At 65.6% G+C, this 23,609-nt stretch carries 16 protein-coding genes; 12 read left to right on the top strand and 4 right to left on the bottom strand.

The features are described from left to right. Window positions 1-160 precede the first annotated feature (160 nt). Complete coding sequence (locus ACESNG_RS18325; protein WP_373070215.1) at window positions 161-1,048, top strand: hypothetical protein; 888 nt, start codon at window positions 161-163, stop codon at window positions 1,046-1,048. Window positions 1,049-1,066: 18 nt separating this feature from the next. On the opposite strand, the gene acnA is transcribed toward ACESNG_RS18325, so the two are convergent. Beyond that, window positions 1,067-3,814, bottom strand: coding sequence for an aconitate hydratase AcnA (gene acnA, locus ACESNG_RS18320; RefSeq protein ID WP_373070213.1), 2,748 nt, complete (start codon window positions 3,812-3,814; stop codon window positions 1,067-1,069). A gap of 968 nt (window positions 3,815-4,782) precedes the next feature. Here acnA and ACESNG_RS18315 point away from each other — a divergent pair. Then, on the top strand, window positions 4,783-5,481 hold the full coding sequence (locus tag ACESNG_RS18315; RefSeq protein WP_373064749.1) for a hypothetical protein: 699 nt from the start codon (window positions 4,783-4,785) through the stop codon (window positions 5,479-5,481). Between the two features lie 588 nt (window positions 5,482-6,069). On the opposite strand, the gene ACESNG_RS18310 is transcribed toward ACESNG_RS18315, so the two are convergent. Beyond that, window positions 6,070-7,290 (bottom strand): patatin-like phospholipase family protein, encoded by a 1,221-nt coding sequence (locus ACESNG_RS18310; protein ID WP_373064751.1) that lies wholly within the window; start codon window positions 7,288-7,290, stop codon window positions 6,070-6,072. Window positions 7,291-7,322: 32 nt separating this feature from the next. Here ACESNG_RS18310 and ACESNG_RS18305 point away from each other — a divergent pair, with 32 nt between their 5' ends. Both ACESNG_RS18305 and ACESNG_RS18300 read left to right on the top strand, forming a co-directional pair. Then, window positions 7,323-8,000 (top strand): response regulator transcription factor, encoded by a 678-nt coding sequence (locus tag ACESNG_RS18305; protein WP_373064753.1) that lies wholly within the window; start codon window positions 7,323-7,325, stop codon window positions 7,998-8,000. A 13-nt stretch (window positions 8,001-8,013) separates the two neighbouring features. Further along, entirely contained in the window at window positions 8,014-9,375 is a 1,362-nt protein-coding gene (locus tag ACESNG_RS18300; RefSeq protein ID WP_373064755.1) for a sensor histidine kinase, read from the top strand. An 18-nt stretch (window positions 9,376-9,393) separates the two neighbouring features. Here the strand turns inward: ACESNG_RS18300 and ACESNG_RS18295 are convergent, their stop codons facing one another. Continuing rightward, complete coding sequence (locus ACESNG_RS18295; RefSeq protein WP_373064757.1) at window positions 9,394-9,747, bottom strand: hypothetical protein; 354 nt, start codon at window positions 9,745-9,747, stop codon at window positions 9,394-9,396. Window positions 9,748-9,940: 193 nt separating this feature from the next. On the opposite strand from ACESNG_RS18295, the gene ACESNG_RS18290 reads away from it, so the two are divergent. The 3 genes from ACESNG_RS18290 to ACESNG_RS18280 are packed head-to-tail and all read left to right on the top strand — an operon-like array spanning window position 9,941 to window position 15,628. Then, window positions 9,941-11,251 carry a TolC family protein gene (locus ACESNG_RS18290; protein WP_373064759.1) on the top strand — a complete coding sequence of 437 codons (1,311 nt, stop codon included), beginning with the start codon at window positions 9,941-9,943 and terminating at the stop codon, window positions 11,249-11,251. Window positions 11,252-11,253: 2 nt separating this feature from the next. Then, the gene (locus ACESNG_RS18285) at window positions 11,254-12,498 is read left to right on the top strand and encodes an efflux RND transporter periplasmic adaptor subunit (RefSeq protein WP_373070211.1); all 1,245 of its coding nucleotides are present in this window, start codon (window positions 11,254-11,256) and stop codon (window positions 12,496-12,498) included. A gap of 4 nt (window positions 12,499-12,502) precedes the next feature. After that, window positions 12,503-15,628, top strand: a complete 3,126-nt coding sequence (locus ACESNG_RS18280; RefSeq protein WP_373070209.1) for an efflux RND transporter permease subunit — start codon at window positions 12,503-12,505, stop codon at window positions 15,626-15,628. Here the strand turns inward: ACESNG_RS18280 and ACESNG_RS18275 are convergent. Beyond that, window positions 15,618-16,034: a hypothetical protein gene (locus ACESNG_RS18275; RefSeq protein ID WP_373060826.1), complete on the bottom strand. Its 417-nt coding sequence runs from the start codon at window positions 16,032-16,034 to the stop codon at window positions 15,618-15,620. The two genes, ACESNG_RS18280 and ACESNG_RS18275, sit on opposite strands and share 11 nt — an antisense overlap. Before the next feature lie 146 nt (window positions 16,035-16,180). Between ACESNG_RS18275 and ACESNG_RS18270 the strand changes: the two genes are divergently transcribed. The 5 genes from ACESNG_RS18270 to ACESNG_RS18250 all read left to right on the top strand — a co-directional run bounded on the left by ACESNG_RS18270 (window position 16,181) and on the right by ACESNG_RS18250 (window position 23,609). Further along, a complete protein-coding gene (locus ACESNG_RS18270) occupies window positions 16,181-17,380 on the top strand; it encodes an aminotransferase class V-fold PLP-dependent enzyme (protein ID WP_373060825.1) in 1,200 nt (399 codons plus the stop codon). A gap of 240 nt (window positions 17,381-17,620) precedes the next feature. After that, complete coding sequence (locus tag ACESNG_RS18265; RefSeq protein ID WP_373070207.1) at window positions 17,621-18,541, top strand: pseudouridine-5'-phosphate glycosidase; 921 nt, start codon at window positions 17,621-17,623, stop codon at window positions 18,539-18,541. Window positions 18,542-18,659: 118 nt separating this feature from the next. Beyond that, on the top strand, window positions 18,660-19,814 hold the full coding sequence (locus ACESNG_RS18260; protein ID WP_373060823.1) for a tetratricopeptide repeat protein: 1,155 nt from the start codon (window positions 18,660-18,662) through the stop codon (window positions 19,812-19,814). Window positions 19,815-19,884: 70 nt separating this feature from the next. Beyond that, window positions 19,885-20,922, top strand: coding sequence for a tetratricopeptide repeat protein (locus tag ACESNG_RS18255; RefSeq protein WP_373060822.1), 1,038 nt, complete (start codon window positions 19,885-19,887; stop codon window positions 20,920-20,922). After that, window positions 20,919-23,609 carry a M16 family metallopeptidase gene (locus ACESNG_RS18250; protein WP_373060821.1) on the top strand — a complete coding sequence of 897 codons (2,691 nt, stop codon included), beginning with the start codon at window positions 20,919-20,921 and terminating at the stop codon, window positions 23,607-23,609. Before ACESNG_RS18255 ends, ACESNG_RS18250 begins: the two co-directional genes overlap by 4 nt.

Here is a 23,609-nt window from a genome sequence, read left to right as displayed (position 1 = left end):
GTATCTATGCCAGCACTGTAACAGGCTCTCTCGCCAGCGTGTGCGTTACGTCACTGAACGAGCGGCCCACATTCGCCAATTTACCTCCGTACCCGCGCGGCCTGCTGTGGCATGATCCAGACGGCGCCGCTGATGATGCACTTTGAGGAGGATTCTGACTATGCAGCGTTTCCCGTCCATGATCACCGGTCGCGCGTCGCGCAGTGGCCTATCGCGCACCGCGTCGGGCGTCGCGGTCGCCCTCGCGGCGATCGCCTTGTCCGCCTGCAGCGACGGCACGAGCCCGTCGTCGGCGAACAACGTAGGCGTCGGCTTCCAGCTGGCGCGCTCCTCGAGTGCACCGGCGCGGACGGTCGCGTCCGTCGACGGTAGCGGGCCGAGCGTGCCCGGCACGACGCCTACGATCACGACGTCCGCCGCTGGCATGACGATCACGCGTGACGGCGACGTCCTGCTTGTCACGAAGGCGCAGCTCGTGGTGCGCAATGTGAAGCTCAAGTCGGCTGCCGCCGTCTGTTCTGATGACGATGATGACGAGTCGTCATCGAGCTCGTCGCAACGCAAGGATGGCGATGGTTGCGCCGCGATCCGCGTGGTGCCGTATCTGGTCGATGTCCCAGTGAACGGAGCCGATGGCGCGCGCGTGGCCGTGACAGTGCCCGCCGGCACGTACTCGTCGATCCGCCTGTGGCTGCACAAGGTCACCAGCAGCGACGCCGCCGACCTCGCCTTCCGTCAGGCCAATCCGGCCTTCCGTGACCTCAGCCTGCGCCTCGAGGGGACGTTCAACGGCACGCCCTTCGTTTTCGTGAATGCTGTGAACGCCAAGCTCACCGTGCCGCTCGCGAAGCCGCTCGTCGTCGGCACCGGCGGTGATGACGTGACGGTCACGATCGACCTGAGCGCGTGGTTCCTGCGCGCGTCGGGCGGGCTGTACTCACCAGCCGTGGCAAATATGCCTGGCCAGGTGCGGGCGCAGGTGCAGAACAACATCCGGGGTGCATTCCGGGCGTTTGCAGACAAGAACAAAGATGGGAAAGACGATTAAGACTCACCGGCTCACCCGTCACTTCCCCACCAAGCTTCGCAGCACATACGGCAGGATCCCGCCGTTCTTGTAATACTGCATCTCTTCCGGTGTATCGATGCGGCACCGTGCGCTGAACGACTGCACCGAACCGTCGGCGGCCGTAGCCTTCACGGTGAGCGTGGCGCGCGGCGTGAGGGTATCATCGAGTCCGACGACGTCGAACGTCTCGAAGCCCGTAAGCCCCAGCGACTGACGCGTTTCGCCGTCCACGAATTCGAGCGGTAGCACACCCATGCCCACCAGGTTGCTGCGGTGAATGCGCTCGAAGCTTTCCGCGATCACCGACCGCACGCCCAGCAGCATCGTGCCCTTGGCGGCCCAGTCGCGCGACGAACCGGTACCGTACTCCTTGCCGGCGATCACGATCTGCGCGACGCCCGAATCCTGACGCGCCATCGCAACATCGTACAGTGCTTCCGGCTCGGCGCCCGGCGCGGTCGCCGTCCACCAGCCTTCCTTGCCGTCAGTCAGTTCGTTCTTGAGGCGAATATTCGCGAACGTGCCGCGCATCATCACTTGGTGATTGCCGCGACGCGCGCCGTACGAGTTGAAATCCTTCTTCTCGACGCCGAGCGAGAGGAGATACTTGCCGGCCGGGCTCGCACCGGCGATCGAACCGGCCGGCGAGATGTGGTCGGTGGTGATCGAGTCGCCGAACATGCCGAGGACCTTCGCGTTCGTGATGGCGCGAATGCCCGGCGGTGTCATCGTCATGCCTTCGAAGTACGGCGGGTTCTGCACGTACGTCGAATCGGCCTGCCAGCCGTAGCGCGCACCGGTGCTGGCTTCGATGGCCTGCCAGTGCTTGTCGCCGAGGAAGGCATTGGCATACTGCGTGGTGAACTGCTCACGCTTCACGCTCGACAGAATCGTGTCCTCCACCTCCTGTGCCGACGGCCAGATGTCGTGCAGGAACACCGGTCCATCGCGGCCGATGCCGAGTGGCTCGGTGGCCATGTCGATGTCCATGCGACCGGCCAGCGCGAACGCCACGACCAGCGGCGGCGACGCGAGATAGTTGAAGCGCGTCTGCGGATTCACGCGGCCTTCGAAGTTGCGATTACCCGACAGCACCGCCGCCACGTTCAGCTTACCCGCGTCGATCGCTTCGCTGATCACGGTGGGGAGCGGCCCCGAGTTGCCGATGCACGTGGTGCAGCCGTAGCCGACCACGTTGAAGCCGAGCGCGTTGAGCGAATCCATCACGCCGGCCTTGATGAAGTAGTCGGTAGCCACCTTGGAGCCCGGCGCCAGCGAGGTCTTCACCCACGGCTTCGTTTTCAGGCCGAGCTTCACCGCCTTCTTTGCCAGCAAGCCCGCCGCGAGCATCACGCTCGGGTTGGACGTGTTGGTACAGCTGGTGATGGCCGCGATGACCACGTGGCCGTCGGCCAGCGTGAACGTGTCGCCGCGATACTCGACCACCACGCCAGACGGATCGGCGGGGCCGCCCTCAGCCACCATCGTTGCCGCGGGGTTGCCGTTGGCCATGCCATTCGCGGCGCGCTGCGCGGCGAGCGCTTCGCGGTACATCGCCTTGCTCCGCGAGAGCGGCACGCGATCCTGCGGACGCTTGGGTCCAGCGAGGCTCGGCACCACCGTGCTCAGGTCGAGCTCCAGCGTGTCGGTGAACACGGGGTCGGGTGTGGCGTCGGTGCGGAAGAGTCCCTGCGCCTTCGTGTACGCCTCCACCAGCGCGACCTGCTCGTCGCTGCGTCCCGACAGGCGCAGATACTTGAGCGTCTCTTCGTCCACCGGGAAGAAGCCCATCGTGGCGCCGTACTCGGGGGCCATGTTGGCGATCGTGGCGCGGTCGGCCAGCGCGAGGCTGGAGAGACCGGTGCCGTAGAACTCCACGAACTTGCCCACGACTTTCTTCTTGCGGAGCATCTCGGTGCAGGTGAGCACCAGGTCGGTGGCGGTCGAACCAGCCGGCAGCTTGCCGTGCAGTTTGAAGCCCACCACCTCCGGGATCAGCATGCTGACCGGCTGGCCAAGCATCGCCGCTTCAGCTTCGATGCCACCCACGCCCCAGCCCATGACGCCCAGGCCGTTGATCATGGTGGTGTGCGAGTCGGTGCCGACCAGCGAGTCGCAATAGGCCAGCGTTTCGGCGCCATCGGCGTTGCCGTCAACGGCGGTGAATACCACTTGGCCCAGGTACTCGAGGTTGACCTGGTGACAGATGCCCGTGCCCGGCGGAACCACGCGGAAATTGTGGAGCGCGGTCTGACCCCACTTGAGGAATTGGTAGCGCTCGAGATTGCGCTCGAACTCCAGCTCGGTGTTGATGAGCAGCGCGGCGTCAGTGCCGTACTCGTCGACCTGGACCGAGTGGTCGATCACCAAGTCCACAGGCTGCAGCGGGTTGATTCTGGTCGGGTCGCCACCGAGGGCGACCATGGCGTCGCGCATCGCGGCGAGGTCCACGACGCAAGGGACGCCGGTGAAGTCCTGCAGCAGCACGCGGGCGGTGCGGAAGGCGATTTCCTTGTCGAGGGCGGCCTTCACGTCCCAGCGGGCGAGCGCCTCGACATCGGCGCGCTTCACGAAGGCGCCGTCTTCACCGCGGAGCAGGTTCTCGAGCAGCACGCGCAACGAGAACGGAAGCGTAGAGGAGGTGCTTCCCGGCAGCGCATCGAGGGCGGCGAGATGGAAGTACGCGTACTGACGGACGCCCACCGACAGGGTGGCGCGGCTGCCGAACGAATTGGGATGCGACATGGAAGGGTTGGTCCTGCGCGGGCCTTTCCCCAGGGGTCGACCGCACGCGTTGCTGGACAGAGCCACTCATCGCGCCGTGACGCCGCATTCGCTGCGGTGACCGGTTCCGACGAGGCTACTGGAAATATCGGGCGACGGGGGCGGGAAGGCGAGGGGAAGGGTGGATCGCCGAATTCGGCCCACTTTGCGACTCGGCCCAGAATTCTTTGGCGAACGGCCCGTTCTTGCCCATGGTATCCGGTTGTTGCCCGCCGTGTCCGATGACTTTGGGGCGCTAGGTGCTATGATCGCCTTGCTGAGCGACGGGCGCACTAGTGCCGGGTTCTTAAAGCGCGCGAGGCAATCAGGCCTCGCTCAATGCACGATGCCTGTCGACCGCTGCTGAAATCACGGCGGTCATGCATCGACCCTTAAAAGCAGGAGTTTGCAAGAAATGCAGTTGCCCCCCTAAAAAAGCGGCTCGGCCGCTTCATGCTTCTCACACAGTCTCGGCCGACGCGGATGGTTGGTCTTTCGCGAAAGCAGCAATCGATTGGAATTCTGCTAGTCTCCGTCCTGTTCGCGTGCTCTGAGACGCCAATCGCCGCTGCGGAATCATTCCCTCGCCGTGGTGTCTTTGAGGCTGCCGGAGGTGTTTCCTTTAGCGTTCCAGACTTCGCTGAGAACGGCGTCATCCGAGAACGGAACGGAACCGCAAGTGTGAAGATCTCGTCTGAGAGCGGCGGCTCAGCACCAGTTGGTGTCACAGCTTTGCAATTCGGTGCTGCGACTGGCCGAACCCGGGTGGGCGGTGAGTCGCCTGAGTTGCCTTTATTCGGCAACCAAGCACGCGCAATTGATCGCGGCGGTCTGCCGTTTCAGGAACTCATGCTGCCGACAGAGCGTGTGCTCCGACGCGACATCGAGGGTCATCGTGTCGATATGTACACGGTAAAAATCCTAAGATCGTGCGTGGCCCGTCTCTCGGCATGATCGTAACGGTAGATGGGAGAGTCCGTCAGTTCGTCGAATTTAGTGATTTTCGCGACGGTAAGCCCACCGGAGGGCGAATCGTACGGATCGGCGAACGCGGTGAAGTCCAGACAGATTTGAGGGCAGATTTTCATGGCTTGGACATCGCCAGCAAGTTGACGGCTGCGGACCAGCTCGAAAAGCAACGCCTAACCTCGCGGTTGCTGAATGGACTCGCCAATCTCGTATTACCAGATCAGCTTCACGCACAGGCGGTAGAGGACAACCCTTGCGCGGGGTGGGAGCAGGCGTTGGCGGCTGCAGCGAGTGCGTCAATCGTAGCTGGTATCTTCGCCGGCACGACTGCGGCTGCATGTACGGTGGTCCTTATCTCTTGCCCTGCATTTATCGGCGCCGAGCTAGCCTATCTCGCCTCGCTCGCCCTTGTTGTGTGGACCGAAAACAAGTACCTCGAGTGTACGGCGCTTCATCCCTACTGCTTCGACGGTGGATACATGACGAATGGATCCTGCGAGTCGGGTTCCGGCGGCGGTGGTGGATCGAATGGCAGCGGCAGCGGCGGCGAACCAGGAGGGAGCGGCACCGCGAGCGGTGGGGGGTGGCCCAGTGGCTCGTTGACCTGCAATTGGAACACGTCGTGGGGCTACGATCAATACGGAAACTTCGTCACGCATTCCTGGGTGCAATGCATCTGATGACGCATGCGCCAATACTACGAATCCATGAGGCGTTGACATGACAGAGCCGATCAACACACCCCGAAAGTCTAGGCAGTTCGCGCTCGTGCTTTTTCTGAACGCGTTGCTTCTCCTTGCGGTCACTCTCGCGGTGGCGCTTGGCGGATCTGGCGTCGAGGCACGGCTTATGCCAAGTCTACTCGGCACGTCGTATGGTTTGCTGCTGTGGGGGGCTCGTCTCCTGATATCTCGCACACCTCATCGCGCTGCCTTGTACGCAATAGCTTCGGTAGCTCTCGCGTGCGCCGCGGTTGCCTTCCTGGCGCATGAGCGAGCATACGTCTCGGTGTGGGCGATCTCGGCGATCGCGTGCTTCCTAGCCTTGTGGCTCACCGGACGGCGTTCACTCACTGCTTAGCCTTCGACCCCTGCCCCATGAAGCAACGCCGCTGGCTCCAAGCTGGAGTCCAGCGGCGTGAGCGTTCGGGAGGTATAGCTGCTAAAGGTCGGTCGTATGTTACTAGTCCGTAGCCCTATCTGGTTCGGAGTGTGGCACCTGATTTCTGCGCGCAGAGGGCACCGTCGGGCGCTCGAATGCGCGCCGCCCTACGCGCTGATCTCCAGCACCGCTTCCACCGGAACAGGTTCCGCCGACACCGGCACCACCGAGATCGCCTCCACGGGACAGCAATTCGCCACCGAGCCGTCGGCCGGTGAGAACTCATGCACCCGCACCAGTGCGTACGCCTTGCGCTGCGCGTCGAGCGCCATCAGTCCTGGCGAACGCGCCACGCACAGCGCGCAGCCGGTGCACTTGGCACGATCCACCACGATCTCGACCGACGTGCGCGGGAAGATGCCACCGGGGGCCGTCAGCATGGTGTCCAGATGCGCCAGCGCGCCGTTCATGGCGTCGTAGCCCATCTGCAGCAGCTCCTCCACGTGCGAGAAGCTGAACCAGCCGATGTGCGACACTTTCGGACGCACCAGCAACAGCGGCGGCGTGGTCCAGTGGTCCAGCGTGGCCTGCTGCTGCTCGTGCATCATCATGGTGGCCGCCCGCATAAATATCGACGCAAACCCCTGCTCGGCGATGCCGGTGGCCAGCGGCACGTCGGCGATGCCGACGTCTACCGCGATCAGCGCATCCATGCCCATCGAGGCGATGGATACCGGCAGGTTGTCAGTGGTGCCACCATCGATGCACACGCGATTGCCCACCACGCCCGGCGGAAAGAAGCCGGGGAGCGCGCACGAGGCGTACACCGCATCACGCACCCGCACATCGCGGAAGCCGGGGCGGCCGAACACCAAGGGGATGCCGCGTTCGATATCGACTGCGGTCACCAGGAGGGGTGTCTCGAGTTCCTCGAACGTCCCTTCCGCAACCAGATCGTCGCACAGGGAGCGCAGCGGCGACTCCAGGTAGATCGATCGCGACAGCATGCGATCCATCAGCATGCCCACGTGGTTGATGCGGAACAAGTCGCGACGGCGGAACCGGAGTGCCCGCTCGGTGAGCTCCTCGCTACTGCGGCCACTGGCCGCCGCGGCGGCGATCATGGCCCCGATGCTGGAGCCGGCGTACAGGCGCGGTTTGATGCCGGCCTCACGGATCGCTTTGAGCGCGCCGACGTGCGCCATGCCCTTGAGGGCACCCCCGCCGAAGACGACGCCAATGCGGGGGCGAATGCGCGGGCCACTGCCGCTACCGGTGGCGGTGAACGCCGACGTGAACGTGCCCGTGGACCCGATCGCGGGCCCGTCGCGGTCGATCTCGCGCTCTGCTCCGTGGCCGTTCGGGTTGCCGTTCGGCCGGCCGTTCATGCTGCCGTCATCCACGCGGTACATTCTCCGGTATGCGAGTGCTGCTGGTAGAGGACGACGATACGCTTCGGGAAAGCGCAACGGCCTTTCTGCGGGCGTCGGGGTTCGCGGTGGACGCGGCGGCCACAGGGAAGATGGCCCGTGAACTCGCGGCCGTCAGCCCCTACGACGCCGTGATCCTCGATATCCGTCTGCCCGACGACGACGGATTCGCCCTGTGCAGCGCGTTCCGTGCCAAGGTTCCCGCGCCGCGCGTACTCATGGCCACCGCCCGCGATGGCGTACAGGATCGCATTGCCGGTCTCGATCTCGGCGCCGACGATTACCTTGTCAAGCCGTACGCGATGGGCGAACTCGTGGCCCGGGTCCGCGCGCTGCTGCGCCGTCCGGACAACGCCGCGCCCACGCTATTGCAGGTCGGCGACTTGGTGCTCGACCCGGCTACCCGCGAGGGGCAGCGCGGCGCGCGTGTGATTTCGCTGACCACCAAGGAGTTCGCCGTGCTCGAGGTCCTCATGCGCGCCAGCGGCCGCGTGCTCACGCGCGAGTACATCGGCGAGCACGCCTGGGATGACAACTTCGATCCGATGAGCAACGTGATCGACGTGTACATCGCGCGCCTGCGCAAGAAGGTGGACGGCCCCGACGAGCTGCCGTTGCTCTCCACGGTGCGCGGGGCAGGGTATCGGATGGCGGTACCCAAAGCGTGATGTCGCGGTTGTGATGTCGCTCCCGGGGGAACCGCAGCGCCCACGCATCCGCCTGCGCTTCACGGCCTTGTACGCGGCTACGCTACTCTTCGTGCTTCTGGGCGCTGCGGGCACGTTGCGGTACGCACTCCGCGCCACGCTGCAGCGCGAATTCGACAAGTCGGTGCACGCGTCGGCGGGTCTCGTGCAACAGTTCTTTCGCGTCGAGATCGAGGAGTATCTCACGGTGGAAGCCACGCTCGCTCACATCGCCGGCGAGTTGGTGTTCGAAGATCGCGCGATTCGCCTTCGCAAGCCGGATGGTGCGCTGTTCAAGACTGTCGGCGCCCCGGTGCGTCGGGCGCGTCGCCCGTTACCGGGCCCCGTGCGTACGGTGCGTTTCGCGCTCGATCCGGAACTCGCGCCGAAGTGGGATATCGAAGTCGACGCCAGCGAGGCCAACGTGATGGCGCTGCAGGCGCGCATCGACCGCTGGTTCGGGGTCGGGATTCCGTTGCTGGTGCTCTGCGCGGCCGTGGCAGGATGGTGGCTTACGGGTCGTACCTTACGCCCCGTGGTTCGCATGGCCGACGCCGCGGCACGCATTGCGCCGGCCAGTGGCGCGCGGTTGCCGATCGACGATCCCACCGATGAACTCGGAAGGCTTGGGCTTCGCTTCAACGCCGTGCTCGATCGGCTCGACGGCGCCCTCGCCCAGCAACGCGAGTTCCTGGCGGATGCGGCGCATGAGTTGCGCACGCCGATCGCTCGGCTCCGCGCGCGCGTAGAGGTGGCGATGTTGGCGCCGTCCGCGCCGAACGATACCACCGTGCTGCGCGCGATCGATCAGGAGCTGCGCGATGTGTCGCAGCACGTTGATGAGTTGCTGCAACTCGCGCGTGCCGATGCTGCCGGCGAGGAGGCCGCGATACGTGCCGAGTCGCTGTTTCTCGACGATATCGTCGCCGACGAATTGCCGCGGTGGCAACCGGAGGCGCAGCGTCGCGACATGACCCTCGACTACAGTCTGCTCGAAGAGTCGCCCGTGCTTGGCGATGCCTCACTGCTGCCGCGTCTGGTCAGCATTCTCGTGGACAACGCGATTCGTTACGGCAAGGATCGCGGCACGGTGCGCGTACGTGTGCGGCCCGACAATGGAGCCGCGCTGCTCGACGTCGAAGACGACGGCATCGGTATTCCGCCACACGAGCGTACGCGCGTCTTCGATCGGTTCTATCGAGGCGACGCCGCTCGCATCAAACGTCCCGACGGCAGCGGACTCGGACTGGCGATCGCCGCCTGGATCGTGCGGCAGCACCACGGTACGATCGCGGTGAGTACCGTCGCTGGTGGTGGCACACTGGTGCAGGTGCGCGTGCCGCTTGCAACGAACTGACGAGCCGATGATCAGCCCTCAGCAGACCTGCTGACCTGCCCGGAAGGGTGCGAACGTGGAGGGCTTGGGCTGCGCCGCGCGACGCCAGGCGTCCCGGAGCGAGCGCAGACACTGGGCGGCGCCGACGAAGTCATGGTAGTCCACCGACTCTTCGCACCACGCGTACAACGCGTCGAAGCTCTTGGATGCGGGAGAGTCGAGCTCGAGTGCGCATCGCAGCACACTTATCGCCTCCCGCGAACCGTTGTGGTCGAACGCTTCGCACGCGCGGATGGCGCGTTCGTACGCACGAACCAGCAAGGTGAGGGGATCGGGCGCCTGGTGATCGACGTCGATCACCGCGTGTGAGAAGGCAGGCGTAGGTGCGGGCACAGGGCAGAGAGCTGAGGTCATTTGCACGGCGCGGGACCACTACGCCACAATGGTTACATCGGCTCCAGCCCGTTTCGACTTGAGGGAATCCGAAACCGGAGTGAAACGAACGTCACAATACCGGCCCGACTCAGGGCAGGTGTGATGCTCGGGCCATTCATGGAACGTTCATACATCCATGGTACCTTGGCGCATGAACAAATTTGCAGCTCCGCGGATGGTGCCGACATCGGCGTTGGTGGCCCTCTCGACGTGTCTGGCGATGGTCGCGGCCCCCTCCTCGAGCGCGTGGGCGCAAGCGGCCCCGCTCGACTTGGCCGGCGCGCTGCAACAGGCGCGACAGAGTGGACCGCTTCGCAAGCTCGCCGACGCGCGCGAGTTGGCCGGCACCGGCCGCGTGCGGGAAGCCGGCCAGTGGCCCAACCCCAGCATCGAGTGGCGTCGTGAGAATCTCGGGAGCTCCTTGCAGCCCGACATCTTCGCGACGGCCTATATCCCGCTCGACCTCACCGGCCGACGGCTCGCTCTCAGACAGGCGAGTGGGGCAGGCCGCCAGCGGGTGCGGGCCGACGCGGTGGCCGAGCGACGCGACGCGGAGATCGAAGTGGCCCGGGCTTGGTTGCACGCGGCCGCCGCCGACGGTGCCCTCGCCGTTGCCAGTCGTCAGGTGGAGGCGCTCACCGAGATCGCCGACGTCGATGCCACCCGCCTGCGCGAGGGACTGGTCTCGGGAGCCGTTGGGTTGCGTACCCAGCTTGAGGCCGATCGCGCCCGCGTGTCGCTGGTCACCGCCACCGGCGACGCTGCTCGCGCCCGCGCTCAGCTGGCCCGGGCGATTGGCGTCTCGGCACAGGCGCTGCCGATGCTGGCGGTGCTGGCCGCGCCGGCCATGCCGGCCGCGCCGGACAGCAGCACTGTGAAGACGATCGCGCTCCGGGCGCGTCCGGAAGTGCGAGCCCGCGAATCGGCGCTGCGTGAAGCGCAGCGGCGGTACACGGCCGAAAGTCGCGGTCTGATCGGCGATATGCAGCTGCAAGGGGGATCCAAGCAGACCGGCGGTTTCATGACAGGCCAGATCGGGTTCGCGATGCCGTTCCCGCTCTTCAATCGCAACGACGCCGCGCGGCAGCGGGCCCGTGGTGAGTACGCGGAAGCACAGGCGCTGCGCGACGACATGCTGAATCAGATCCAGGGAAGTGTGAGTGCCGCCTGGCGGGCCTACGTCACGTCGCGCGAGGCCGCGCCGGCCGCGTCGACCTTCGACGCCCGCGGACGGCAGATCGCGCGCATCGCGCGGATCGCATATCGCGAAGGGCACGCCACGCTTACCGAGCTGCTCGATGCCGAACGTGCCGCCACCGACGCCATGAACGCGCACCTCCGCTGGGCCAGCGACGCCTGGCTGGCCCGTCTCGAGTTGGAGCGCGCCCTCGGCGCGCGACTGGACGACTCCAGTCCGCTCGACTTACCCGTGCTCTCCACCCTGCTGACGACCGGATCGTGATCATGCCCTCGACGTGCCCATTCCCGTTGTCCCGTCGACTCGCCGCCGCCGGCATTCTGCTCGGCAGCACGCTGTTCGTCGCCTGTGGCGGATCGTCAGACGCTGCCGGTACGCCGGCGGAAGCCGCGGACGGCGCGGCGGCCCTGCCGACCGCCGATACCGCCACGCTCTCGGCACAAGCGGTCGCGATCGGCGGCTTTACCTATGACACCGCGCGCATGGTCCCATGGCAGTCCGCCGTGACCGTGCCGGGACGTCTGATGCTTGATCCGAGCGCGCTCGAGACCATCGGGTCGATCACCGAGGGTCGTATCACGCACGTACTCGTACGCGTGGGTGACCGCGTGCAGGCGCGGCAGGTGCTGGTACTCATTCACAGTCACGAGATAATGGACGCCCGCGGGGCGCTGGCCGGCGCCATCGCGAAGCTCTCGGCGGCCGAAGCGGAACGCGATCTGGCCATCAGCACCGCCGATCGCGCGGGGCGACTGCTCGACGCCAAGGCGATGTCGCGCGCCGAGGTGGAGCGCGCCGACGTGGCCAAGCGCGTCGCGGTGGCAACCTACGCGCAGGCAGTGGCCGAACGCGATCGCGCGGCCGCGATGATCGACCATCTCGTCGGCAAGGGCAGTGTGCCGGCGCTGGCGGATGAACATGACGTGCTCATTCGGACACCGATTGCCGGCGTGATTACCGCGCGCGAAGCGCAGCCGGGCACGGTGGTGTTACCGGGCACACCGCTGTTGTCGGTGGGCAATCCCGATCGGCTGCAATTGCAGATGCACGTGAGTGCCGAGGCGGCAGAGGGTGTCCAGATAGGAGCAACGGTGAGCTTCGCGCTGACCGAGTCGCCGACAACGACGATGTCGGCCACGGTGACTCGCGTGGCGCCGACGGTCGACACGCTCACCCGCACCATTGAAGTGATCGCGGTCCCGAAGAGCGGTGTGCGCGGTGGACGCGCCGAGTCGTTCGTGCAGGCCGAGATCTCCGGACGCGCGGGCGCGCCGACCCTCGTCGTGCCGTCGTCGTCGGTGCAGGCGCTGGAGGGCGATACCGTCGTTGTCGTGGCCGACCAGCGTGGGGAAGGGCTGCACATCGAAGCCGTGCGTGTTCGGACGGGGCGACGTGCCGGCGACCGCACGGAGATTCTGTCGGGGGTCTCACCGGGGCGCCGCGTGATCTCCGGCAGTGCCGCGATCGCCAAGGCGGAGTTGATCAAGCGTCGTTCTCCAAACGGAGAGTAGGCCGGTGAAAGCCTTGATTCACTTTGCGCTCCACCGTCGCGGCATCGTTGTCGGCATCACGTTGGGACTGATGGCGGCGGGACTGTACGCGCTGCAACACATTGCATTCGATGCATTTCCCGATCTCACTGGCACACGTGTTGAAGTCATCACGGTCGCTCCCGGCATGGCACCGGAGGAAGTGGAGCGGCTGGTCACGTATCCCATTGAATCGTCGCTGATGGGCGTGCCGGATGCCGAAGGCGTTCGATCTGTCTCGAAATTCGGTCTCTCGCTGGTCACGGTGCCGTTCCCGGACAACGTCGATGTGTACTTCGCGCGACAGCTCGTACAGCAACGGTTGAACGATGCAAAGGGCGCATTGCCGGCCGGTGTGGAGTCCGCGCTGGGGCCGGTGTCGACGCCGATGGGTGAGCTGTATCAGTACGTGCTGACCAGCGACTCGCTGTCGCTGACCGAACTCAAGACGTTGCACGATTACACTATACGTCCGCGCCTGCGCACAGTGCGGGGCGTATCGGAGGTCAACTCGTGGGGCGGACTCACCGAGCGCGTGGAAGTGATCGTCGATCCCGTGAAGTTGGCGTCGCGTCGCCTCACGATCGCCGACGTGCACGCGGCGCTCGCCCGGAACACGCTGGCCTTCGGTGGCAGCTACCTCGAGCAAGGCGGCGAACGCTACACGTTGCGAGGCCTCGGCCGCGTGGAGAACACCGACGACGTGCTGCGCGTGCAGGTCGGTGCCTACCTCGGTGCGCCCGTGCGTGTGAGCGATATCGGTACCGTGGTGCTGGGTGCGCTGCCGCGAAATGGCGCCGTGACGCACGACGGCAAGGAAGAAGTGGTGAGTGGCATGGTACTGAAGCTCAAGGGCGCCGATTCGCGCGAAGTGATCAAGCTGGTGCGCGAGCGGATGGCCGAGATTCAGAAGGCGCTGCCCCCGGGCGTAAAAGTCACACCGTACTATGACCAGTCCGATCTCGTCGCGCGCACCACGAGCACCATCGTCCGGAATCTGGTGGAAGGTGGCTTGCTCGTGATCGCGGTGCTCTTCCTGTTCCTGCGCAATGTGCGGGCCGCGCTCATCGTGGCGTCGGTGATTCCGATCTCGATGCTGATCGCCTTCATTGGCATGGGGATCTTCGGCTACTCGGCGAACCTGATGAGCCTTGGCGCGCTCGACTTCGGGCTGATCGTTGACGCCTCGATCGTGATGATCGAGAGTTTCATCCGGCGCATGGAATCGCATCGCGATACGAATCGGTTGGGACTGTTCGAACGCGCAGCAGTCGAGGTGGGTCGACCCATTCTGTTCGGCATCGCCATCATCGTGGCGGTTTACATCCCGATCTTCACGCTCGACGGAATGGAAGGCCGCATGTTCAAGCCGATGGCGTTCACTGTGGTGTGTGCGGTGCTCGGTTCGTTGTTCCTCGCGCTCACCTACGTGCCCGCCGTGGCATCGTGGGCGCTCCGTGACAGCGAGGTCACCCAAGCGCCGTGGCTTACGAAACTCACCGAGCGATATCGCCGTGCGCTCACGGGCGTGATGGCGCGCCCGCAGCCACTGCTCATCACGGCCGTGGTCCTGGTCGTGATTGCCGTCGGCTCGCTATCGAAGATCGGCACCGAGTTCATGCCCAAACTCGACGAGGGCTCGATTCTGATCACCACGCGCCGACTGCCAAGTGTCGGGCTGCAGGATGCCACCAAATTGTCGATGGCGGCCGAGCGCATCGTGAAGCAGTTTCCGGAGGTTGTCACCGTCGTGACGAAGGAAGGTCGCCCCGACCTCGCGACCGAGGCGATGGGTCTGTTCGAAGGCGACATGTACGTGATCCTCAAGCCGCGGAGCGAGCGGGTCACGGCGAAGGATTCGGAGGGATTGGTGGCGGCGCTCGATTCGGCGCTGCGTGCGGTGCCTGGATTGTGGGTGGCATTTACCCAGCCACTCGCCATGCGCCTCGACGAGGCGGAAAGCGGCATCAAGACCGACCTCGGCATTAAGGTGGTTGGCCCTGATCTCGCCCAGAACGAGTCGATCGCGGAGCGCATTCGCGAGATCGTGGCCAGCGTTCAGGGAAGTGCCGATGTGGCCGTGGAGATAGCCGACGGCAGCGGGCAGGTGCGCATGGAGATCAAGCGAGAAGCGCTAGCGCAGTACGGCCTCTCGGTGGCCGATGTGCGTGACGCCATTGAGCTGGCCATGGGCTCACAGGTGGCGGCTGAATTGATCGACGGCTTCCGACGCGTGGGCATCGTGGTGCGTCTCCCCGAGGCCTCGCGGGCCGATGCCGCGAGCCTGTCGCGACTCACCATTCGCGCACCGGGTGGAGAGTTGGTGACCCTTGCGGCCGTGGCCGACTTCCAGACGACCACCGGTCCCGAGATGATCGGCCACGAAGACGCGCAACGGCGTTCGCTGGTGCTCAGCAACGTGCGTGGACGCGACTTGGGCAGCTTCGTGCAGGAAGTTCGCGCGCGCATCGCCCGCGTCATCACGCTGCCCTCCGGTGTGTTCCTCGAGTGGGGCGGTCAATACGAGAATCAGCAGCGCGCCATGTCGCGCCTCACGCTCGTGGTGCCGAGCGCGCTGCTGCTGATCTTCGGGCTGCTCTACCTTTCGTTCCGGTCCATTCCGCAGGCGCTACTGGTACTTCTAAATGTCCCCTTCGCCCTAGTCGGTGGTATTGCCGCGCTTTGGGTGCGGGGACTGAATCTCAATCTCTCGGCCAGCATCGGATTCATCGCGCTCTTCGGCATCGCGGTGCTGAACGGCGTGGTCATGGTGGAGCATCTCAATCATCTTCGTCACGAGTCTGACGAGCACAAGCAGCGCATGCTCGATCGCATTCTGATGGGAGCGGCCGATCGGTTGCGCCCGGTGCTGATGACGGCGCTTGTGGCCAGCCTCGGCTTCGTGCCGATGGCCGTCAGTACGAGTCCGGGCAGCGAAGTGCAGCGACCGTTGGCCAGCGTCGTGATCGGTGGACTGATCACGAGCACCGTGCTCACGCTGTTCGTGCTGCCCGTGCTGTACGGCTGGTTGGAAGTACGCCGGGAGGCTCGTCTGGCACGCCGCACGGCGGCCCGCCAGACACACACCGCTCCGCTACCGGCTACTGGTTGAGATAGCGGTACAGGCCCACGAGGCCGATGCCGGCGCCGGTCAAGATGATCACGGTGCCGGTATCACCATCGACCACGGTGCCCACGAGCAGGGTGGCGAGGCCGAATACCATCAGCGTGACGCTGCTGTTACGGCTTTTTTTCATGTGCATCATCGGCGCCGTCGCCGAATCGGCGACATAGCGCTGCAGGCCCACAGCGCGCGCGGTGGTAAGAGGGCCGATCACACTGTCGAGCATCATGGATGACGGCGCGGTAGCCGGCGTACTCACGGTCGCGGGCGCCATCACGAGCGTCGGCGCGGCGGGGGCGGTCAGCGGCGCGATATCCTGCGCAGCGCCAATCGACGGCAGAATCAGGGCCGTGGCGAGGGCTGCCAAAATGATGGTGCGGGAGCGATGAGCCATGTAATCTCCGGTGTTTTGAGTGGGAAGACAGCAACCCCCTGCTCAGCAACGATCGTGCCGAGAGGCCACTCGTGGCGCGCAACGATCAGGCTGCATGGGCCAGCGGGACACCTGCAGCGACTCGTTCCACGCGTTATCCTTGAGTCGTGACTACCGCTTCCGACACGCTGCTCCGATTCCGCGACGCCTTCCCGATCCTCGGGACGTCCACCTATCTCGTCTCGAATTCGCTCGGGGCCATGCCCGCAGCAGTGACCGACCATCTCGGCGACTACGCGCGGCAGTGGCAAACGCGTGGGGTACGCGCGTGGGCAGAAGGCTGGTGGGAACTGCCGGTGAAAATGGGCAACGAGATCGCACCGCTGATGGGCGCGGCTCCCGGTACGGTGGTCATGGTGCCCACGGTTACACAAGCGATGAGCAGCATTCTCTCGGCCATCGACTTTCCCGTGGAGCGCAACGAAGTCGTCATGACCGCGCTCGACTTTCCGTCGGTGCGCTACGCCTATGATGCGCTTGCCCCGCGTCTTGGCGCGCGCGTCACGGTGGTGCCCAGCGACGACGGTATCGCGATCGATCTCGACCAGATCCTCGCCGCGATCACTGAGCGCACGCGACTCGTGGCGATCTCGCATGTGCTCTTTCGTTCGGCGTACATCATGGATGCCGCGGCGATTTGTGCGAAGGCGAAATCGGTGGGGGCGCTGGTCGCGCTCGACGCGTATCACAGCGTGGGCGTGATCCCGGTGGATGTGCAAGCGATCGGTACCGACTTCCTCTGCGGTGGCGTGTTGAAGTGGTTGTGCGGCGGACCCGGCGGATGTTTTCTGTACGCGTCGCCTCAGGCGAGCGCAGAGTTGGCCCCGGCACTCACCGGATGGCAGGCGCATCGCGCGCCGTTCGCCTTCGCCGACACCATGGAGTACGCGCCGGGCGGCTGGCGCTGGCTCGGTGGCACGCCGGTGGTGCCCGCGCTGTTTGCTGGTCTTGAAGGGCCACGCATAATTGCCGAGGCGGGACTCGACGCCATTCGCGCCAAGAGCATACGGCAGACCACGCAATTGATCGCGATGGCCGACGAGCGAGGCTGGCGGGTGCATGCGCCGCGCGCGGCAGAGCGGCGCGGCGGCACGGTGGCGTTCGACGTGCCGCATGCCGCCGAAGTGGCTAAAACCTTGCTCGCGCGCGATGTGGTCATCGACTATCGCCCGGGCGCGGGCATTCGTGTGGCACCGCATTTCTACACGACTGATGCCGAGCTGGAGGCATGCGTGGCGGCGATGGATGACATTCTCGCCACCGGTGCCTGGCAGGCCTTTGCCGGGGTGCATAGCACGGTCACTTAAGCGGGCGTCGAACGCACCACCTGACCATGTCCTCCCGGATCATTCACGCCCCCTGACTCAGAGACGATAAATGCGCCGACCAATCATCCGCCCAGGAAACTGCGCAAGCAGTACTCGAACACTGCGTACCCGATCGCGGTGCTCGAGTTCGACGACGCAACCGCCTGACAAAATCATTGTGCGGTCGACGTTGCGACCTCGAGGTTCGCGCTGTAGACTCGAGGTGTGCATGAGAGCCGAGTGCGCACGCGTAGCACCGTAGTCATCGAGGCCGCCTTCGCCAGCGGAGGCGCTGTCGTCGCCCTCGAGAGCTCGGTGCTCGCGCAGGGACTGTTACCGCCACACAATCGCGACGCCGCCGAGCGAATGCTCGCAGCCGTCGAGGCCGCTGGGGCGACCCCGGTGATCACGTCCATCGTGAAAGGCGTACCGTCGTTCGGGCTCGAACCCGTAGATCTCGAGCGGTTTCTGGCCCGCGATGGCGTGCGAAAGGTGTCGTCACGCGATCTGGGTGTCGCCATCGCACAGCATGCCGACGGAGCCACCACGGTGGCCGGCACCCTCGCCTTGTGTATGCTGGCCGGCATCGAAGTCTTTGCCACCGGCGGCATTGGTGGCGTCCATCGCGACGCGCCGTTCGACGAGTCCGCCGACCTGGTCGCCCTCTCGCACACCCCGGTGATCGTGGTGTGCGCCGGCGCCAAGTCGATTCTGGACTTGCCCGCCACGCTGGAACGTCTCGAAACGCTGGGCGTCCCCGTGGTCGGGTATCGCACGCGCGAGCTGCCCGGTTTCTTCTCGATGAACACCGGCCTCGCGCTCACGGCGTCGCTCGATACACCTGACCAGATTGCCACGGCATGGCTGGCCCATCGCGCACTGGGATGCCGCAGCGCGATGCTGGTGGTGCAGCCGCCACCGGCGGGCAGCGCCCTGCCGGCTCACGTAGTGAACGACGCCACCGATGCGGCGCTGGCCGCCGCACGTGCGGCCGGCGTATGCGGGGCGGCCGTCACGCCGTTTCTGTTGGCCGACATTCAGCGACGCACTGAGGGACGATCGGTGGTCGCCAATCTGGCGTTGCTCGAGAACAACGCCACGCTGGCGGGTCGAATCGCCGTGGCGCTGGCCGCCGCGCGTGTCGAAGCGGCCCCGTTATGAGTCGACTGTGTGCAGGTGCAGGTGCAGGTGAAGGGCTCGACGAGGCAACACGAGTGAACGAAGCACGAGGCGCACGGTATTATCCGGTAACCCGCTCGCTCCGGAGGTCTGAGAGACAATGCCTACCCCGTTCCTGAGTTCCGAGGAATACGATGAGCGCGCCCACGCCCTCTACAACGAGGGCAACTACGACGAGGCGCTCACCCTGTTGCGCGAAGCCATCGCGCTGTATCCGAATGCCGTCGAGCTCCATGTCGGTTTCGGCTACGCACGGCTGGCCCGGGAGGAGTACGCCTGGGCTCGACGCAGCTTCGAGGAAGCGCTGGTATTTGATCCCGACCATGAGGACGCCCTAGCCGGTCTTGGCGAGGTGCTGCTCAAGTTCGGTCAGCTCGATGCAGGACTTCGCGCGTTCGAGAAAACGGTCACCTTGGGGTACGACGATGACGTCGATCTCATGCTCCAGATCGGGCGCGCGCTCTTCCGTGAAGGCTTCGTGGACACCGCACTCACGTATTTCGATCGTGCCGTGGCGCACGCGGACGACTCGGCAGAGGCCGTCGCTTGCGTTGGCTACGCGCAGCACCGCATGGGACGCGACGCGGAGGCGGTCGCGTCGCTCACCCGCGCGCTCGACCTTGATCCGCAGCTTGTGGAAGCACGCGTCTATCTCGCGAATTTGATGTACGATGCCGACGATCTCGACGAGGCGCTGGTGGAATTCGAGAAGACCAAACCGGAAGACCACTGGGACGAACTGGGCATCTGGCGCTTGGTCGAACTCAAGAAGTCGGTGTACAAGCTCGAGGACACCGATGGCGAACTGAAGCCATGGGAAGCTCGACTCGTCGAGTTGGCCGGCGAGACCGATGACATTGACGACCTGCTCGAAGAAGTCGAGCAGTCGATGATGGAACAGGACGCCGAGGGAGTTCCCGCGGCGCAAGGACAACTCGAGGCACTGGGCAGCCTGCTTACCGGTCTGGTGAACCAACACCAGGGTGAGCAGGGTGAGCCTGCTTCCACCGACGTGCTCGCGGCGGAGACTTCTCACCGCGTGATCATGCGCGATGGTAGCGTGTTCGAGGGCACCTGGGAGGAGATCGTGCGGGCGCTGCGCGACGCGCGCGACGCCGGTCGCCCCCTCGACGAATACATGGCCGCCGAGGCGCGGCGCTACTATGGCGCCACCGGGAAGCAGGTCGCGTCCGACGCACCTGAAGCGTTTCTGCGCGGCGGTGCCGACGCCGGTATGCTCCGAATCGACCGTTAGCGTGTGGTCCTGTCGGCGGGGCCTGGCGCGGTGACCGCAACATGGTCACGGACGACGGGTATGCAATGATATGACAACCGGATTCGAACCGACCACTTCCGACGCACGCGCCGCGCTCAACGCGGCGCGTTTCGTGTTGGGCCCCGAGAGTACCACACCGGCCCCGGGTGTGTGGGGGAGTGCCCAGCAGGTGCTGCGCGCGATCACGACGCGCCCAGAGCTCAGCGGACAGGCGCTGATCGGTGAGGCACGCCGCCTGGGCGCGCTCAACCTCAGTGATGCACACTCGTTGGTGGCGCTACTCACGTGGGCCGACGCCTCCGATCGTCCCGCCGAGAGTGAATCGGAGCGCACCCTGTTGCGCGAGGCGTTGGCCGCGCTCGAACACGCGGTGCAGATGAATCGCTCGACGGTATCCGACGCGCCACTCCGCCCCACCGTGCATGACATGCCCGCGATCGGCATACCTGCGATCGGCGTCGATCCTCGGGCTCCGCGCGAACCGTATGCCGCCGGCGTATCCGATACGCCTACGCCTATGTCGCGGCGCGTGCCGCCGGGACTCATCATCGGCGTGCTGGTCACCGTCTTCGTGATCGCGGCCGGCGCGTGGTGGATGCTGTCCCAGCGCTCAGGTCGCGCGTATCGCGACGGCGTGGCGGCGTATGGTCGTGGTGCCCGTGAGGTGGCGCGCACCGCCTTCGCGCAGGCCGCACAACGGCATCCCGACGACGCCGGTCCGCTGGTCTTTCTTGGACGTATGTCGCGCGAAGAAGGCGATCTGCCGCGGGCGCGTCGCTTCCTGACCACCGCTGTGCGCATCGCCCCCACCAGCGCGCTCGCCACCCGCGAACTCGGGTCGGTCATGCTGGCCGAGGGTCAGCCTGAAATTGCGCGTCGCTTCTACGTGCGCGCGCTCCAGCTCGATCCCACCGATCGCGTCGCGCAGGGATTTCTGGGCTGCGCACTGTTCCGCCTCAGTCGTTTCGACGAGGCACGTCGGTGGACCGATCGCGCCGGACCCGGTGACTGGTCCCGCTGTGTCGCCGCCATGCCGCTCCCGATGCCTGTGCCCGGTTTGGGCTATCCGACTTTGCCCCCACGATGACCACACGTATTCAGCGGCCGAGCGATGCGCTCGCGCTGCATCATGAGACCGTTCGCGAGGTTCTTCCGAATGGCCTGACGTTGCTCGTCCGGCGCGATTCGTCGGCGCCGGTGGTGGCCATCGTGACGCACGTCAAGGTCGGCTACTTCGACGAATCCGACGACGTGGTCGGCATCGCGCACGTGCTGGAGCACATGTTCTTCAAGGGCACGCCCACGCGCGGCGTGGGACAGATCGCGCGCGAAACGAAGGCCAACGGCGGCTATCTCAACGCGCACACGATCTACGATCACACCACATACTACACGGTGCTGCCGTCGTCGTCGTTCCGGCAGGGACTCGAGATTCAGTTCGATGCCTACGCGCGATCGGTGATCGACGCCGAGGAGCTCGCGCGTGAACTCGAGGTGATCATCGAGGAGACCAAGCGCAAGCGCGACACGGCGTCGGCAATGGCCATCGAGACACTATACGCCACGCTGTTCGACCGGCATCGTATCCGGCGCTGGCGCATGGGCAATGAACCCGAGCTGCGCGCGCTCACGCGTGAGCAGCTCATGGCGTTCTACAAGCGCTGGTATCGCCCCGACAACACCGTGCTCTCCATCGTCGGCGATGTCGACATCGACGAGGTTCGCCGTGAAGTGGCATCGCGGCATGGGCAGTTGGACAACGGCACGCCGCCGCGCGAGCCCGGACCGATCGAAGTGGCGCCGCCGGGATTCCGCCTGCGTGAGTGGAGTGGTGACATCGCGCAACAACACGTCGCCTTCGGCTGGCGCACACCGTCACTGGAACATCCCGACGCGCCGGCGCTCGACCTCGCCGGCCTCGCACTCGGATCGGGACGCGCGTCGCGCTTCTATCGCGCCATTCGCGAGCGTCAACTGGCCTCCTCGGTGTCGGCGTGGGACTACACGGCCGGTGATGTCGGCGTGTTCGTGGCGCACACGGAGTCGCCGGCCGTGCATGCGCTCACCGCCACGCGCTACCTGTGGCGCGAGTTGCAGGCGGCGCGCACACAGGGCTTCCGACGTAGCGAGGTGGCCCGAGCCCAGAGCATCACCGAGGCGCGATGGCTGCGACGGCTCGAGAGCATGGACGGTCAGGCCACCTACCTCGCGTCGTGGGAAGCCGAGGGGGGGCTCGATCTCGCCAGTCGCTACTACGACGCGCTGTTGTCACTCGCGCCGCGCGACTTGCAGAACGCGCTCGAGACCCACCTCGATCCCGAACAGGTCGCGGTGATTTCCTATCGTCCCAACGGCGCAGCGCCGTTGGCGGAGCACGAAGCGGCGTTACGCGAGATGCTGCGGGCCGTGGAAGGGCAGGGCAGCAGTGTGCTGGCCGATCCCGACGTGCTCACGCCGCTGTCCAGTGATGTGATCGGCGAAACGGTCGGTGACGTGATCGGGGCACCGGCGGTGCACGTGGGCCTGCGCGCCGAACGCGTGGAGCGCGACGTGCACGTGTATCGCACCTCTTCAGGCGTGCCGGTACTCGTCCTGCCGCGGCCGGGATCGTCACTCGTGAACGTGGGCGTAATTCAGCGCGGTGGCTCGTGCGTGGAGCCGGCGTCACTCGAGGGGCTTTCGCGGATCACCGCGCAGGCGATGCTCAAGGGCACCGAGCGGCGCAGCGGCGCCCGCATCGCGGAGCTCGCGGAGGAGTTGGGCAGCAGCATCGGCGTAAGCGCCGCCCTCGAAAGTGCTGGATGGACGATGTCGGTGCCGGTGCGGCACTTCTCCGCGGCCACGGAACTGCTGGGTGATGTGCTGCAGCATCCCGTGTTCCCTGAGGAAGGGGTGAACACCGAGCGCGCGCTCGCGCTGGCAGAAGCGACGCGTGCACGAGACGACATGTATCGCTGGCCGATGCGTCTGGCGTCGATCGCGGCGTACGGAGCGCATCCGTATGCGCGATCGGTGATCGGCACGGAAGCCTCGCTGGCGCAAGTCGACAGTGCAAGCGTGCATGCCTTCCATGCCGATCACATCGCGCGCGGCGCCTCGGTGATCGCGGTGGTGGGCGATGTCTCTCCACAGGATGCGGCCGACGTGATCGAACGCGCGTTTCCGCTACTACGCTGGCAGGACGAAGTCGCACCGGCGCTGGTGCCGTGGCCAGACCAGGCGCACGTGCTGCACGAGGAGCGCACGAAGAAGCAGACGGCATTGGCGATGTTGTTTCCGGGGCCGTCGCGCTACCACGACGATCGCTTCGCCGCGCGGGTGCTGTCGGCGGTCGCGAGCGGACTCGGTGGACGTTTCTTCGAACAGCTGCGCGACAAGCAATCGTTGGCGTACACCGTGAGCGCGTTCCCTATCGAGCGCCGCGCCGGTGGTGCCTTCGCGGCATACATCGCGACGTCTCCGTCGCGCGAAGAAGAAGCACGCAACGGATTGCTGGGCGAGTTTGTAAAACTGTGCGAAGCCGCCCCCAACGACGAAGAGATGGAACGGGCGCGGCGCTATCTCATCGGCACCCACGCCATTGCGCAGCAGTCGGGGGGCAGTGTGCTGGGCGAGCTGGTCGACGCCTGGCTGTTCGGCGAAGGACTCCACGAACGACACGAAGTCGTTCATCGATTGGCGGCGGTGCAGGGCGACGACGTGTTACGCATGGCGCGCGCATCGTTCGATCCGTCGCGCATGGCCGAAGGCGTCGTACGCGGGATGGCAGTGTAA

The sequence above is a fragment of the Gemmatimonas sp. genome, from assembly GCF_041689975.1.
Classification (GTDB): Bacteria; Gemmatimonadota; Gemmatimonadetes; order Gemmatimonadales; family Gemmatimonadaceae; genus Gemmatimonas.
Note: the sequence above shows the minus strand (reverse complement) of the source record. Positions and strands in the feature narration are given on the sequence as shown.

Excerpts from the sequence above, each read along its gene's own strand:
- ACESNG_RS18325 (WP_373070215.1), top strand. The coding sequence starts at position 161 with ATGCAGCGTTTCCCGTCCATGATCACCGGTCGCGCGTCGCGCAGTGGC.
- acnA (WP_373070213.1), bottom strand. The coding sequence starts at position 3,814 with ATGTCGCATCCCAATTCGTTCGGCAGCCGCGCCACCCTGTCGGTGGGC.
- ACESNG_RS18315 (WP_373064749.1), top strand. The coding sequence starts at position 4,783 with ATGATCGTAACGGTAGATGGGAGAGTCCGTCAGTTCGTCGAATTTAGT.
- ACESNG_RS18310 (WP_373064751.1), bottom strand. The coding sequence starts at position 7,290 with ATGAACGGCCGGCCGAACGGCAACCCGAACGGCCACGGAGCAGAGCGC.
- ACESNG_RS18305 (WP_373064753.1), top strand. The coding sequence starts at position 7,323 with ATGCGAGTGCTGCTGGTAGAGGACGACGATACGCTTCGGGAAAGCGCA.
- ACESNG_RS18300 (WP_373064755.1), top strand. The coding sequence starts at position 8,014 with ATGTCGCTCCCGGGGGAACCGCAGCGCCCACGCATCCGCCTGCGCTTC.
- ACESNG_RS18290 (WP_373064759.1), top strand. The coding sequence starts at position 9,941 with ATGAACAAATTTGCAGCTCCGCGGATGGTGCCGACATCGGCGTTGGTG.
- ACESNG_RS18285 (WP_373070211.1), top strand. The coding sequence starts at position 11,254 with ATGCCCTCGACGTGCCCATTCCCGTTGTCCCGTCGACTCGCCGCCGCC.
- ACESNG_RS18275 (WP_373060826.1), bottom strand. The coding sequence starts at position 16,034 with ATGGCTCATCGCTCCCGCACCATCATTTTGGCAGCCCTCGCCACGGCC.
- ACESNG_RS18260 (WP_373060823.1), top strand. The coding sequence starts at position 18,660 with ATGCCTACCCCGTTCCTGAGTTCCGAGGAATACGATGAGCGCGCCCAC.
- ACESNG_RS18255 (WP_373060822.1), top strand. The coding sequence starts at position 19,885 with ATGACAACCGGATTCGAACCGACCACTTCCGACGCACGCGCCGCGCTC.
- ACESNG_RS18250 (WP_373060821.1), top strand. The coding sequence starts at position 20,919 with ATGACCACACGTATTCAGCGGCCGAGCGATGCGCTCGCGCTGCATCAT.